The sequence below is a fragment of the Jannaschia sp. GRR-S6-38 genome, from assembly GCF_029853695.1.
Taxonomy (GTDB): Bacteria; Pseudomonadota; Alphaproteobacteria; order Rhodobacterales; family Rhodobacteraceae; genus Jannaschia; species Jannaschia ovalis.
Map to the genome: position 1 here is coordinate 2,659,821 of NZ_CP122537.1, position 12,939 is coordinate 2,672,759.

General features: G+C 70.5%; 17 protein-coding genes and 1 tRNA gene. 9 read left to right on the top strand and 9 right to left on the bottom strand.

What is annotated here, in order from left to right:
• Nucleotides 1–26: 26 nt before the first annotated feature.
• Together glnA and P8627_RS13720 are read right to left on the bottom strand one after the other, a co-directional pair.
• Complete coding sequence (gene glnA, locus P8627_RS13715; protein ID WP_279964764.1) at nucleotides 27–1,433, bottom strand: type I glutamate--ammonia ligase; 1,407 nt, start codon at nucleotides 1,431–1,433, stop codon at nucleotides 27–29.
• A gap of 40 nt (nucleotides 1,434–1,473) precedes the next feature.
• Nucleotides 1,474–1,812 (bottom strand): P-II family nitrogen regulator, encoded by a 339-nt coding sequence (locus P8627_RS13720; protein WP_279964765.1) that lies wholly within the window; start codon nucleotides 1,810–1,812, stop codon nucleotides 1,474–1,476.
• A 153-nt stretch (nucleotides 1,813–1,965) separates the two neighbouring features.
• Here P8627_RS13720 and P8627_RS13725 point away from each other — a divergent pair, with 153 nt between their 5' ends.
• The gene (locus tag P8627_RS13725; RefSeq protein ID WP_279964766.1) at nucleotides 1,966–3,468 is read left to right on the top strand and encodes an NAD(P)H-hydrate dehydratase; all 1,503 of its coding nucleotides are present in this window, start codon (nucleotides 1,966–1,968) and stop codon (nucleotides 3,466–3,468) included.
• A gap of 25 nt (nucleotides 3,469–3,493) precedes the next feature.
• On the opposite strand, the gene P8627_RS13730 is transcribed toward P8627_RS13725, so the two are convergent.
• The 3 genes from P8627_RS13730 to P8627_RS13740 all read right to left on the bottom strand — a co-directional run bounded on the left by P8627_RS13730 (nucleotide 3,494) and on the right by P8627_RS13740 (nucleotide 5,119).
• Nucleotides 3,494–3,790 carry a hypothetical protein gene (locus tag P8627_RS13730; RefSeq protein WP_279964767.1) on the bottom strand — a complete coding sequence of 99 codons (297 nt, stop codon included), beginning with the start codon at nucleotides 3,788–3,790 and terminating at the stop codon, nucleotides 3,494–3,496.
• A 127-nt stretch (nucleotides 3,791–3,917) separates the two neighbouring features.
• Nucleotides 3,918–4,415, bottom strand: coding sequence for a Hint domain-containing protein (locus P8627_RS13735; protein WP_279964768.1), 498 nt, complete (start codon nucleotides 4,413–4,415; stop codon nucleotides 3,918–3,920).
• Nucleotides 4,416–4,600: 185 nt separating this feature from the next.
• The gene (locus P8627_RS13740) at nucleotides 4,601–5,119 is read right to left on the bottom strand and encodes a Hint domain-containing protein (protein ID WP_279964769.1); all 519 of its coding nucleotides are present in this window, start codon (nucleotides 5,117–5,119) and stop codon (nucleotides 4,601–4,603) included.
• A gap of 132 nt (nucleotides 5,120–5,251) precedes the next feature.
• Here P8627_RS13740 and P8627_RS13745 point away from each other — a divergent pair.
• The 4 genes from P8627_RS13745 to P8627_RS13755 all read left to right on the top strand — a co-directional run bounded on the left by P8627_RS13745 (nucleotide 5,252) and on the right by P8627_RS13755 (nucleotide 7,091).
• Nucleotides 5,252–5,336: transfer RNA gene (locus tag P8627_RS13745), tRNA-Leu, on the top strand.
• Nucleotides 5,337–5,406: 70 nt separating this feature from the next.
• Nucleotides 5,407–6,258: a glycerate-2-kinase family protein gene (locus tag P8627_RS13750; RefSeq protein ID WP_347882274.1), complete on the top strand. Its 852-nt coding sequence runs from the start codon at nucleotides 5,407–5,409 to the stop codon at nucleotides 6,256–6,258.
• Nucleotides 6,225–6,620, top strand: a complete 396-nt coding sequence (locus tag P8627_RS17020) for an MOFRL family protein (protein WP_347882275.1) — start codon at nucleotides 6,225–6,227, stop codon at nucleotides 6,618–6,620. The genes P8627_RS13750 and P8627_RS17020 overlap by 34 nt, the downstream gene beginning before the upstream one ends.
• Nucleotides 6,621–6,629: 9 nt before the next feature.
• Entirely contained in the window at nucleotides 6,630–7,091 is a 462-nt protein-coding gene (locus P8627_RS13755) for a DUF1499 domain-containing protein (RefSeq protein WP_279964770.1), read from the top strand.
• Nucleotides 7,092–7,112: 21 nt separating this feature from the next.
• On the opposite strand, the gene P8627_RS13760 is transcribed toward P8627_RS13755, so the two are convergent.
• Together P8627_RS13760 and xth are read right to left on the bottom strand one after the other, a co-directional pair.
• On the bottom strand, nucleotides 7,113–8,141 hold the full coding sequence (locus P8627_RS13760) for an aldo/keto reductase (RefSeq protein WP_279964771.1): 1,029 nt from the start codon (nucleotides 8,139–8,141) through the stop codon (nucleotides 7,113–7,115).
• 42 nt (nucleotides 8,142–8,183) lie between these two features.
• The gene (gene xth / locus P8627_RS13765) at nucleotides 8,184–8,966 is read right to left on the bottom strand and encodes an exodeoxyribonuclease III (RefSeq protein WP_279964773.1); all 783 of its coding nucleotides are present in this window, start codon (nucleotides 8,964–8,966) and stop codon (nucleotides 8,184–8,186) included.
• 287 nt (nucleotides 8,967–9,253) lie between these two features.
• On the opposite strand from xth, the gene P8627_RS13770 reads away from it, so the two are divergent.
• Entirely contained in the window at nucleotides 9,254–9,472 is a 219-nt protein-coding gene (locus P8627_RS13770) for a hypothetical protein (RefSeq protein ID WP_279964774.1), read from the top strand.
• A gap of 22 nt (nucleotides 9,473–9,494) precedes the next feature.
• On the opposite strand, the gene P8627_RS13775 is transcribed toward P8627_RS13770, so the two are convergent.
• Nucleotides 9,495–9,902 (bottom strand): hypothetical protein, encoded by a 408-nt coding sequence (locus P8627_RS13775; protein ID WP_279964775.1) that lies wholly within the window; start codon nucleotides 9,900–9,902, stop codon nucleotides 9,495–9,497.
• A 2-nt stretch (nucleotides 9,903–9,904) separates the two neighbouring features.
• Entirely contained in the window at nucleotides 9,905–11,116 is a 1,212-nt protein-coding gene (locus P8627_RS13780; RefSeq protein WP_279964776.1) for a pyridoxal phosphate-dependent aminotransferase, read from the bottom strand.
• A 73-nt stretch (nucleotides 11,117–11,189) separates the two neighbouring features.
• Between P8627_RS13780 and P8627_RS13785 the strand changes: the two genes are divergently transcribed.
• The 3 genes from P8627_RS13785 (at nucleotide 11,190) to P8627_RS13795 (ending at nucleotide 12,436) form a co-directional block, all read left to right on the top strand.
• Nucleotides 11,190–11,597 carry a helix-turn-helix domain-containing protein gene (locus tag P8627_RS13785; protein ID WP_279964777.1) on the top strand — a complete coding sequence of 136 codons (408 nt, stop codon included), beginning with the start codon at nucleotides 11,190–11,192 and terminating at the stop codon, nucleotides 11,595–11,597.
• Complete coding sequence (locus P8627_RS13790; RefSeq protein ID WP_279964778.1) at nucleotides 11,594–11,854, top strand: FAD assembly factor SdhE; 261 nt, start codon at nucleotides 11,594–11,596, stop codon at nucleotides 11,852–11,854. The genes P8627_RS13785 and P8627_RS13790 overlap by 4 nt, the downstream gene beginning before the upstream one ends.
• Nucleotides 11,855–11,938: 84 nt before the next feature.
• Complete coding sequence (locus P8627_RS13795; RefSeq protein ID WP_279964779.1) at nucleotides 11,939–12,436, top strand: MarR family winged helix-turn-helix transcriptional regulator; 498 nt, start codon at nucleotides 11,939–11,941, stop codon at nucleotides 12,434–12,436.
• Nucleotides 12,437–12,939: the final 503 nt, after the last annotated feature.

Genomic DNA, 12,939 nt, shown 5'->3' on the forward strand with positions numbered 1-12,939 from the left:
GGCCCCCTGGGGCGCCCACCGGCCGATCAGCAGCTATAGTAGAGCTGGTATTCGATCGGGTGCGGCGTGTGCTCGTAGGCGTAGACCTCGTCCCACTTCAGCGCCATGTAGCCCTCGATCTGGTCGCGGGTGAACACGTCGCCGGCCAGCAGGAACTCGTGGTCCTTCTCCAGCTCCTCCAGCGCCTCGCGCAGGCTCCCGCAGACCGTCGGGATCGAGGCCAGCTCTTCCGGCGGCAGGTCGTAGAGATCCTTGTCCGACGGATCGCCGGGGTGGATCTTGTTCTGGATGCCGTCGAGGCCGGCCATCAGCAGCGCCGAGAAGGCGAGGTAGGGGTTGGCGGCCGGGTCCGGGAAGCGGGCCTCGACGCGCTTGGCCTTGGGGCTCTCCGTCCACGGGATCCGCACGCAGCCCGAGCGGTTGCGGGCCGAGTAGGCGCGCAGGACCGGCGCCTCGAAGCCCGGGATCAGGCGCTTGTAGGAGTTGGTGGCCGGGTTGGTGAAGGCATTGAGCGCCTTCGCATGCTTCAGGATGCCGCCGATGAAATACAGCGCCTCCATCGACAGGTCGGCGTACTGGTCGCCCGCAAAGAGCGGCTTGCCGTCCTTCCAGATCGACATGTTCACGTGCATGCCGGTGCCGTTGTCGCCCGCGATGGGCTTGGGCATGAAGGTGGCCGATTTCCCGTAGGCGTGGGCCACGTTGTGGATCACGTATTTGTACTTCTGCAGCTCGTCGGCCTGCTTGGTCAGCGAGCTGAAGATCAGGCCCAGCTCATGCTGGCAGGACGCCACCTCGTGGTGGTGCTTGTCGACGTTCATGCCGATGCGCTTCATCGTCGAGAGCATCTCGGAGCGCAGGTCCTGGGCAGCGTCGGTCGGGTTCACGGGGAAGTAGCCGCCCTTGACGCCGGGCCGGTGGCCCATGTTGCCCATCTCGTATTCGGAATCGGTGTTCCAGGCGGCGTCGGCGGCATCGACCTCGAAGCTCACCTTGTTCATCTTGTTCGAGAAGCGGACGTCGTCGAACAGGAAAAACTCGGCCTCGGGGCCGAAATAGGCCGCGTCGCCGATGCCCGAGGACTTCAGGTAGGCCTCGGCCAGCTGCGCGGTGCCGCGAGGGTCGCGATTATAGGGCTCGCCGGTGTCGGGCTCGACGACCGAGCAATGCAGACAGAGCGTCTTCTCGGCGTAGAACGGATCGATATAGGCGCTTTCGGTGTCGGGCATGAGCTTCATGTCCGAGGCCTCGATCCCCTTCCAGCCCGCGATCGACGAGCCGTCGAACATGAAGCCTTCGTCGAGGAAGTCGGCATCGACCTGGTCCGACATCACCGTGACGTGCTGCAGCTTGCCGCGCGGGTCGGTGAAGCGGATGTCGACATATTCGACGTCCTCGTCCTTGATCTGCTTGAGGACCGCGTCCTTGCTCATGGGGTTCCCCTTCCTTGAGTTGTCCGGTGGTTTCGTGTGGTCAGATCGCGTCTTCGCCGGTCTCGCCGGTGCGGATGCGAATGGCCTGCTCGACGGGCGAGACGAAGATCTTGCCGTCGCCGATCTTGTCGGTCTTCGCCGCCTGCACGATCGCGTCGATGGCCCCCTCGACGAGGTCGTCGGTCAGCACGACCTCGATCTTCACCTTGGGCAGGAAATCGACGACATATTCGGCGCCGCGATAGAGCTCGGTATGACCCTTCTGGCGACCGAAGCCCTTCACCTCGGTGACCGACAGGCCCTGGATGCCGATGTCCTGAAGGGCTTCCTTCACCTCGTCCAGCTTGAACGGTTTGATGATGGCCTCGATCTTCTTCATCGCAATCCCTCCCGAGCGTCGGTGCCGTGCGTGGCAGGCTGGACCCCGGCCCACAATCGCATAGCCTGAGAGAGCGCGGCCTGCGCGCCGGGTTTCGGCGCCGCTGGCGCGAAATGCGGCATCGTGCCGATTTTTTGTGCAGTAGAGGAAATCATGGACGGATCGCTCTTCACCGCTGCCCGGATGCGCGCCATCGAGGCCGCCCATTTCGAGTCGGGCGCCGCCACCGGGGCGGAGCTGATGGAGCGGGCCGGAACCGGCGCCGTCGCGGCGATGGAGGCGGCCTGGCCGGACCTCGCCGCCCGGCCGGGGCGCGCCGTCCTGGCCTGCGGGCCAGGCAATAACGGGGGCGACGGCTATGTCGTCGCGCGGCTTCTGGCGCAGCGCGGCTGGGACGTGACGGTCTTCGCGCTGGGCACCCCGCGCGCCGGCGGCGACGCGGCGGGGATGCGGGCCCGCTGGGGCGGGCCGCCGCGGCCGCTCTCGGAGCTGCGGGTCCAGGGGGCGGATCTTTTGGTCGATGCGGTCTTCGGCACCGGGCTCGCGCGGGCCCCCGAGGGCCTTGAGGCGCTTTTCGCGGCCAGCCGCGCCGGGCCGCGCGTTCTGGCGCTGGACGTGCCCAGCGGGCTCGACGCGGATAGCGGGCGCGTCTTCGCGCCGGGGCAGGCGGTGCGCGCCGATCTGACCGTCAGCTTCGGCGCGTGGAAGGCGGGGCACGCGCTGGCCGAGGGGCCGGCGCTCTGCGGGCAGGTGCGGCTGGTGGATCTGGGGCTCGATCTGAGCGGCGCCGCGGCCAAGCTGGTCGGCCCGCCCCACGCGGCGGCGCTGCTGAAGGGCGGCGGCCACAAATACGACGATGGCCACGCGCTGGTCCTGACCGGCGGGTTCGGCCACACCGGCGCGGCGCGGCTGGCCGCCCGCGCGGCGCTGCGCGTGGGCGCGGGCCTCGTGACGCTGGGCGCGCCGGGATCCGCGATGCTGGAATGCGCGGCCCAGTCCATGGCGGTGATGCTGCGTCGGGTGGATGACGGCGCGGCGCTGGCGGAGCTCTTGCGGGACGCGCGCTTCAACGCGCTCTGCCTTGGGCCGGGTCTCGGCACGGGCGACCGCGCGGCAGGGTTGGTCGATGCGGCTCTGGCGGCGGGGCGGGGCTGCGTCCTCGATGCCGACGCGCTGACGGTCCTCGCCGCGCGCGATGCACCCTTCGGGCCGCTCCACGCGAATTGCGTGCTGACGCCACATGACGGCGAATTCGCGCGCCTGTTTCCCGACCTGGCCGAGCGCCTGCGGGCTCCGGCGGCGCAGGGGCCGCTCTGGTCGCGCATCGACGCCGCCCGCGAGGCCGCGTCCCGGGCGGGCGCGACGGTCCTGTTGAAGGGGCCGGACACGATCATCGCCGCGCCGGACGGGACGGTCGCCGTCCACGCCGCCGCCTACGACCGCGCCACGCCGCAACTGGCGACGGCGGGGGCGGGGGACGTGCTGGCGGGGCTGATCGCGGGCCTGCTCGCGCGCGGGACCGCGCCGTTCGACGCGGCCTGCCGGGCGGCTTGGCTCCATGTCGAGGCCGCGCGCGTCTTCGGGCCCGGCCTGATCGCCGAAGACCTCCCCGAGGCGCTGCCATCCGTCCTGCGCGCGCTCGCCCACGGGACCTGACCGCGATCCGGCCGCGCGCGGGCCGTTACTCCGTCGGGATCTCGAGTTCGTAGAGGATGCGCCGCTCCGGCGGCGGCGGGCCGGTGTCGATCACCTCGATCAGCGGCCGATCGCCATGCGCAGCCAGCGCGCGGCGCATGCAGAGATGAAGGAGATCCTGCGCGAACCGGAACTCGCGCGCGGTCTCATGATCGTCTCGCTCGGCGTTGAAGCGCGCGAGCCCCACCGCCTCATCCGCATCCCCGTCCGTCGCCGCCAGAAGCGCATCCGCGGCCTGGCGCAGGACCGCCGTGATCCGGATGACGTCGCGATCCTCGTCCATGTCCCGTCGCTCCGCCCATCCCACGGCCTTCCCTTTGAGAGTGTCGCATCCGTTCGCCGCCCGCCAGAGGCGCGGCGGAAGATGTGACCGGCTTCGATCTGGGGAGACAGGCCGGCGGCCCGGCGGGTCACGCGTCCAGCGCGTCGAGGGCTCCGGTGACCAGTTCCAGCCCATCGGCATAGATCGCGGCCGGGCGGTCGAGGACCAGCGCCCAGGCGACGGCCGCGTCGCCGGTAACGCGGCGGATCACGCCCCCGTCGACCAGACGGATGGCGGCGACCCGCGCCTCCTTCGCGCCGAACAGCGTACGGGCGCGCCAGTCGCGCAGGACGACGGGCTGGTCGGCGGGCAGGGTCACATCCCGCTCCGGCCGTCCGCGCCCCATCGCGCCCGCCGGGATCAGCACCATCGCGCAGCCGGGTCGGACCGGGCTGCGGCGCAGCGCGCGGATCCGGACCATACCCCGGTCGCGCGTGATGACGCGGTCGCCCGGCTTCAGCGTTTCGACATGGCGTTCGCCCGTGGCGGTCAGGACGCGGCTGCCCGCAAGCAGGGCGTGGCGCAGGGAATGCCCGCGCAACACGGGGACCCCGGGCGGGGACGCCGGCTGGAAGAAGGTGGGCATGTCACTGCTCGCGCGATTTTTCGCTTCTCGTGTCACGACGCTAACTCCCGCCCAGTCGCGTTGCACGGCATTTCCGAAGAGGTCCGACGCTGGCACAGCAATTGTTGCGAAATCGTTAACGCGGCCATGAAAAAGCCCGGGCGGCGGGCCCGGGCTTCGATCCGAAGCGAGTCGTCTCGGCGCGTTCAGTCGCCGTCGAGGATCTCGATCACGCCGGTCTCGGTGCGGCCCGTGGGCGTCTCCAGACCGTTGGCATAGACCGTCAGCGGCGTGTCGAAGCGCAGGCGGAAGAACTCGGCCTCGCCAAAGGCCGCGATCTGCTTGCCGTCGCACAGGCGCCGCGCGGGGACCAGGGCCGCGCCGGCGTCGAACAGGACCTCGGCGCGCCAGTCGCGCACGGCGACGTGCTGGTCGGCGGCGACGGTGGTGTCGCGCTCCGGCCGGGCGAGGCCCAGGCTGTCGGTGCGGATGGTGCAGGCGGGGCCCTCGACGGTCTCGATGCCGCGGATAACGGCCATGCCGCGCTCGCGGGTGATGACGCGGTCGCCCGCCGTCAGCGCCTCGACCGGCACCTCGCCCTTCATCGTCAGAATCACGGTGCCACGGGCGATCCCGCCCTTGAGCGTGTCGTTGGCCGCGCCGTGCGAGACGGTGGTGGCGGCGGCGACAAGCTGATCTGCGTTCTTGCGGAGCTGGACGGTCATGGCAGTGATCCCGTGGCTGGTTCGTCGGCAGTCTCTCACCTGTGCGCGTCAATTGCGGCACGATCTTGACGGACGCGGGGACTCTTCGGGGCCTTCCGGGTCGGCGGACGGAATGCTAGAGCAGCCCCCGGAGCGGGTGTGGCGGAACTGGTAGACGCACCAGATTTAGGTTCTGGCGCCGCGAGGCGTGGGGGTTCGAGTCCCTTCACCCGCACCACTCTCCACGCGATCCGGGCGAAATTCGGGCAGCCCGGCGGCTCGCCCGGTCGACCCGACGGAGGGGCGCCATGCGCGACGGGCTGCGCGAGATCTTCGAGGCCGGGGTGGCCCGGGCCATGCCGGGTCCCGCGGTGACGGCTGCGCTGCCCGGCGCGGCGCCGGACCTGATCCTGGCGCTGGGCAAGGCCGCGATCGCGATGGCGCGCCCCGCGCTCGCGCGGTTTCCGGGCACGCCCTGCATCGTCGTAACCAATCCCGAGAACGCGGCGGAGCTGCTCGGCGCACGCGTCATCGCGGGCGGGCATCCGATCCCCGATGCGGGCTCGGCGGAAGGCGGCGCGGCGCTGCTGGCCGCGGCCGAGGCGCTGGGCGCGGGGCAGCGCGCGCTCGTCCTCATATCCGGCGGCGGCTCCGCGCTGGCGGTCGCGCCCTTGCCGGGCGTGACGCTGGCCGAGAAGGCGGAAGTGTCGCGCCTGCTGCTCGGCGCGGGCCTCGACATCCGGGCGATGAACTTGGTGCGCCAGAACCTGAGCCGGCTGAAGGGCGGGGGGCTCGCGCGCGCCATCGCGCCGGCGGAGGCCACGGCGCTGATCCTGTCGGACGTGGTGGGCGACGACCTCGCCGCCATCGCGTCGGGTCCGGTTGTGCCGCCGCTGGGCGACCCGGCCGCGGCGCGCCGCCTGCTCGAGGAGGCGGGCCTCTGGATGCGGATCCCGGAGAGCTGTCGCCAGGCGCTGGCCGCGGCGAGGCCCGCACCGACACCCCGGTCGAGACCCGGCTGGTCGGGTCGAACGCCTTGTCGCTGGAGGCGATGGCGGCGGCGGCGCCCGAGGCGCGGGTCGATCCCGTGCCGCTGGAGGGCGACGTGGCCGCGGCGGCGGCCCGCGTGGCGAAGGCGGCCCGCGGCGGGCCGGGGCTGACGCTCTGGGGCGGGGAGACGACGGTGGTCCTGCGCGGCGAGGGGCGCGGCGGCCGCAACCAGGAACTGGCGCTGCGCGTCGCGCTGGCCCTGCGCGATCTGGGCGCGCCTTGGGCGTTCTTGTCGGGCGGCACCGACGGGCGCGACGGGCCCACCGATGCGGCGGGCGCGATCGTCGATGACGGCACGCTGGCGCGCATCGCGGCGGCAGGGCTGGACGTGGAGGCGATGCTCGCGCGCAACGACAGCTATCCCGCGCTCCGGGCCGCCGGAGATCTGCTGATCACCGGGCCCACGGGCACGAATGTCGCCGATCTTCAGATCCTGCGGGTGGGCCTTGGTGCGCCGCGTTTGGCGGGCTAGATACGCGACATGATCAAACGCACCTTTCTCGCGCTGGCGCTGGGCCTGCCCGTCGCCGCAGCCATCGGCGTCCGCGCCGCACCCATGCCGGCCGCCCGCTGGCATATCGATCCCGCTTCGGGCGCCAGCACCGGCAACCCGAATGAATTCCGCGTGGCCCCCGGGGGCGACATGGAGCCCGTGCGCCTCGACCGCGCGCCACTGGTCGTCGCGACCGAGCTCGACGCGATCGCGCTGGGCGAGCCGGGCACCGAGGCGATCGCCGGCTCGCTGGACGAGGGCTTCGTGACCTATGTCCAGCGCTCCCGCCTGATCGGCTGGCCCGACGCGATTTCGGTCAAGGTCGAGCCCGATGGCGACGGCGCGCGGCTGCTGATCTGGAGCCGCTCGCGCTTCGGCGTGTCCGACATGGGCGTGAACCGCGCCCGCGTGGAGCGCTGGCTCGACAAGCTGGGCGCGAGCGCGGGCTAGCCGCGCCGGCCCGGCCCGGGCTCAATAGGGCAGGGGATGCGCCTTGTGGGTCGCGTCGATCGCGGTCACCAGGTCGTCGGACAGTACGAGATCCTGCGCCTTCAGCGCAGGCGCCAGTTGCTCGGACGTCGTCGCACCCAGGATGGCCGAACAGGCGAAGGGCCGCGTCTGCAGCCAGGCCAGCGCCATGTGGACCGGGTCGATGCCATGCGCCCGCGCGAGCTCCAGATAGGCGGCGACCGCCGGCTCCACCCGGTCGGTCCAGCGTCCGCCGAGGTCACTGTTGATCGTTTTGCGCGACCCCTCGGGCACCGCGCCGTTCTGATACTTGCCGGTCAGCAGCCCCGCGGCGAGCGGCGAATAGGCCAGCATCGTGACCTCTTCGTAGACCATCATTTCGGTCAGGTCGGTATCCGCCTGCCGCTGCAGCAGGGAATAGTCGTTCTGAAGCGACACCGGCCGCGCCGGTCCGTCGCCCGCCAGGCGCAGGAACTGGTCCATGCCCCAGCAGGAATCGTTCGACGGCCCGAAGGCGCGGATCGTGCCGCGCGCGATCTCGCGCTCCAGCGCGCCGACGCAGTCGGCGAGGTTCTGGACGATCGCCGCCCGGTCGCCCGAGGGCCGGTAGCCCCAATAGCGCCGGAAGCAATAATTGTCGCGGTTGGGCCAGTGGAATTGGTAGAGGTCGATGGTCTCGGATTGCAGCCGCTCGAGGCTACCCTCGATGGCGCGCGGAATGCTCTCGGGGGTGATGTCGGCGCCGTCGCGGGGGTGGCTGCCCTCGCCGGTGTGCTTCGTGGCGATGCGGATTCGGCCGCGCCCGCCCTGCGCGATCCACCGGCCCACGATCTCCTCGGTCTGGCCGATGGTCTCGGCGCGCACCGGGTTGACCGGGTACATCTCGGCGGTGTCGAGCCAGGTCACGCCGGCGTCGATCGCCATGTCGATCTGGGCATGGGCGTCGGCCTCCGGCGTCTGCGTGCCGAAGGTCATCGTGCCCAGCATGATCTCGGAGATGGTGTCGTCGCGGCCGAGGGGGACGGTGCGCATGTCGAATGTCCTTCGTGAAATTGCGGCGCCGCGGCGCGCGGCTCAGATGTCGAGCGTCAGCCAGACCGGGACGTGGTCGGACGGCTTTTCGCGCCCGCGCATCTCGGCCTGGATGGTGCAATCGGTCATCCGGTCGGCCACGGCGGGCGAGAGCAGGAAATGGTCGATCCGGATGCCGTCGCCGCGATTCCAGGCCCCACCCTGGTAGTCCCAGAAGCTGTATTGGCCCGGCTGCTGGTTGCGGGCGCGGAACGCCTCGGTCAGGCCCAGCCACTCGATCCGGCGGAACGCCTCGCGGCTTTGCGGCAGGGCCAGCGCGTCCTTGCGCCAGGCCTCGGGGCGATGGGCGTCGCGATCCTCGGGGATGACGTTGAAATCACCGGTCATCAGAAACGGCTCCTCGGCGGCGAGCAATTCCTTCGCCCGCGCCTCCAGCCGGGCCATCCAGCCCAGCTTGTAGTCGTATTTCGGCCCCGGCGCCGGGTTGCCGTTGGGCAGGTAGAGCCCGCAGATCCGCACCGCGCCCGTCGCGCCGATCACCGTGCCCTCGATATAGCGCGCCTGCTCGTCCGCGTCGTCGCCCGGCAGGCCGCGCGTCACGTCCTCGAGCGGCGTCTTCGACAGCAGCGCCACGCCGTTGAAGCCCTTCTGCCCGTGGGTGTGCAGCTCGTAGCCTTCATCCTCGATCAGCTCGCGCGGGAAGGCCTCGTCGGTCGACTTGATCTCCTGCAGCACGGCCACGTCGGGGGCTTCGTCGCGCAGCCAGGCGGCGACCGTCTCGGCGCGGGCCTTGATTCCGTTGATGTTGAACGTCGCGATTTTCATGGCGCCGGGCTTAGGGCAGCCGCGCGGCAGAGTCACGCGGAAGGCGCGGGGCCGACCGGCGCCCGCCCGGGACGAGCGATGTCATCCGATAGCATTCCGCCGCAAGACGATGGCACGCGGGCCGGGCCCGCCGGAAATCGCATATCGGGCCCGGCCCGCCCCAGATGGCATCGACCGGCTGCGGGGCGCGTGAGCGTCAAGCCTCGCATCTTTCGTGCCGGTGGCCGCGACCCGCGGCGCCCCATCATTCCTCGCCGGCCAAGACCGGCAATCCCGGAGACCCGAACATGAAAAAGATCCTGCCCCTCGCCCTGTCCGCCGCCCTACTTTCCGCCTGCGCCCCCGGCGGCTTCATCGACAGCGACGTGGAGCGCGGCCTCGTCGGCGCGGCCGTGGGCTACGGCGCCGCAAAGGCGGTAAACGGCAACGGCGACCGCGGCGCGATCATCGGTGGTCTGGCCGGCGTGTTCTGCGACGATCTCGGCGGCTGCTCCCCGTCCCGCTAAGCGCCGGAGCGCGGGTGGGCCGTCAGTCCTCGAGGACCCGGTCCGCCCGTTTCCGCACCAGCACCGTCCGCAGGTCGTGCATCGCGAGGAGCAGCCGGTCGGTCACCGCGTCGAGCTGCGCCTCGGTCGCGCGGGCCTGCGCCCAGTGGGCGGTCAGGTTGAGGTGATCGACGGTGCGCAGGATGTCGTCGAGGTCGCGCGCGGCCAGTTCGGCGCGGCGCGCCTCCATCCACTCCGCAATCGCGGCCTCGTCCGCGGGCGTCAGCGCCGTGTCGCCCTGCGGCTTCACCTGACCGTTGTTGACGTTGACCGTCGCGATCTGGTCGAGCTCGAGCCGCCGCTGCCGGTTCTCGGTGTCGACCCGGAAGACCAGCGCCCCGTTCTCCTTCACGCGGAAGTAGTAGGGGGGCAGACCGCTCTTCGTCGCCATGCTCAGCTCAGCCCCTCGCAGAAGCGCTTGATGCGGTCGCAGGCCGCGCTCAGCTGGTCTTCTGACGTGGCGTAGCTGACGCGGAAATGCGGGCTCAGACCGAAGGCCGCGCCGAAGACGACAGCCACGCCCTCTTCCTCCAGCAGCGCCTTCGCGAAGGTCTCGTCATCGTCGATCTTCGTGCCGCCGGCGCTGGTCTTGCCGATGCAGCCCGCGATCGAGGGATAGACGTAGAACGCCCCTTCCGGCACCGGGCAATCGAGGCCGGGACAGGCATTGAGCCCCGCGACCACGAGGTCGCGGCGGCGCTTGAAGAGCGCGTTGTTGGGCTCCAGGAAGTCCTGCGGCCCGTTCAGCGCCTCGACCGCGGCCCATTGGCTGATCGAGCACGGGTTCGAGGTCGATTGCGACTGCACCTTGCGCATCGCGGCGATCAGCTTCTCGGGCCCCGCGGCATAGCCGATCCGCCAGCCGGTCATCGCATAGGCCTTGGAGACCCCGTTGCAGGTCAGCGTGCGGTTATAGAGCCGCGGCTCGACCTCGGCGGGCGTGGCAAAGCGGAAATCGTCGAAGACGAGATGCTCGTACATGTCGTCGGTCATCACCCAGACATGCGGATGATCCAGCAGCACGTTGGTCAGCGCCTTGAGCTCCTGCGCGGTGTAGCCGGCGCCCGTCGGGTTCGAGGGCGAGTTGAAGATGAACCACTTGGTCTTCGGCGTGATCGCCGCCTCCAGCGCCTCGGGGGTCAGCTTGAAGCCCGTCTCGATCCCGGCCTCGACCGGCACCGGCGTGCCGCCGGCCAGAAGGACCATGTCCGGATAGCTGACCCAGTAGGGCGCCGGGATCACCACCTCGTCGCCGGGATTGAGCGTCGCCATCAGCGCGTTGTAGAGGATCTGCTTGCCGCCCGTGCCCACGCTGACCTGCGCCGGCGTGTAATCCAGCCCGTTGTCACGCTTGAACTTGTCGCAGATCGCCTGCTTCAGCTCGGGGATACCGTCGACGGCGGTGTATTTCGTCTTGCCCGCCGCGATGGCCGCGACGGCGGCGTCCTTGATGTTCTGCGGCGTGTCGAAATCCGGCTCGCCCGCGCCCAGCCCGATCACGTCGCGCCCCTGCGCTTTCAGCTCGCGCGCCATGTTCGTGACGGCAATGGTGGGCGAGGGCTTCACCCGGGCTAGGGTTTCGGACAGGAAAGCCGAGTCAGACATGGGGACGCTCCGGTTGGCAGGGCAGGTGCCCTCGTCCTAGGGTGCCCCCGACCTGCGATCAAGGAGCCGCGAGATGAGCGACGAGCATGCCGACACCGCAGCACTGGAACGGGATTGGTACCATCCGGACCTGACGACCTTCGGGGACCGGCTTTCGGGGGCGCGGACCGCGGCGGGGTACACGCAGGCGCAACTGGCCGAGAATCTCGGGGTGAAGCTCAAGACCATCCGCGCCTGGGAGGAGGACCGCGCCGAGCCGCGCGCCAACCGCGTGTCGATGCTGTCGGGCGTGCTGAACGTGTCGCTCGTCTGGTTGATGACGGGCACCGGCGAGGGCCCGGCGGTCACGCTCTCGACCGAGCAGACCGATGACGAGCTTCTGGGCGAGGTCGCGCGCCTGCGCCGGGAGGCGGCCCGCCTCACCGACCGCCTTGCGCTGCTGGAAGGCCGGCTGCGCAGCCGGCTCGGAGACGAGGCATGACCGAAGAGCCCCGCGTCAAGCGCATGCGGATCCGTGCCTGGCGGCGCGGCATCAAGGAAATGGACCTGATCCTCGGCGGTTACGCGAATGACCGCCTCGCCGGGCTGAGCGCGGAGGGGCTCGATCTCTTCGAGGCGTTGCTGGGCGAGAACGACCAGGATCTCTTCGCCTGGGTGACCGGGCAGGCCGCCCCCCCGCCGCGTTTCGCGCCGCTGATCCGGGAATTGGCGCATCGCGTTCCCGGGACTGCGCAATGACGGCGGTCCGGGCCGAGTCTTAACGGAAAATTCGCGAATTGACGGCATGACCCGGAGCCAAGCAGAGCAGCCGGAAAGACCGCCATGAGCCGCCTCGAAAAATTCACGCCCCGAAGCACGCCGGATTTCATGTCCGGCTATCTCGACGCGCTCACCCTCGTCGAGCGGCTGCACCGCCTGCTGCTCGACGTCATCAAGGACGAGTTCGAGCGGTTGGGCCTCCTCGAGATCAACGCCGTGCAGGGCCTGCTGCTGTTCAATATCGGCGACAACGAGGTCACCGCGGGCGAGCTGAAGACCCGCGGCTACTACCAGGGCTCGAATGTAAGCTACAATCTCAAGAAGCTGGTCGAGATGGGCTACATGCATCACGAGCGCTGCGAGATCGACCGCCGCGCCGTGCGCGTGCGGCTGACGGCCAAGGGACGCGAGGTGCGCGACGCGGTGGCGGAGCTCTTCTCGCGCCATGCCGAGGGGATCCGGCACACCGGCGTGCTCTCCGACGCGGGCCTGATCGAGATCGTGTCCACCCTGCGCCGGGTGGAACGCTACTGGGCCGAACAGATCCGTTACATCTACTAGCGGCTGGCCGGGCAGGGTCCCTTCGGGCCAGCCGGTTCCCGCGTCGCTCCTGAAAGGCCGGTGCGCGTGCGATGCATTAGGGCGGGATCGTGATGTGACGGCTGTGGCACCGGGGCCGGGCGCGCATACTGGCGATGCGCGTGCCGATGGCCGCCGGAAGGCCCCAAAACTTCCAGGAATGCCTCACGCCGTGTTCGCACTGGGGATCGCGCGTTTGACAGACGCGGGCCGGACATGAGGGATCGCGCGGCGCCGGGGCGGCAGTGCTGCGGTATCGAGGGCGCTTTCGCGGAAAACGGACCGGGCGGGACGGCGCTTCCGCCGCCCAGACCACCCCCGCGACGGTTCGAAGCAGTCGCGTCCCCGGACCCCATCGGACCGCGCGGCATGGCACGCTTCCGGCCTGGTGCCCGCCCGCCCGGCGGGGCCTCCCCGGCCGCGCGGGGCCGAGCCCGGGCCGGGGCCGGGAATCCGCTTGCGCCCCCTCCGGGCCGTCCATAGAC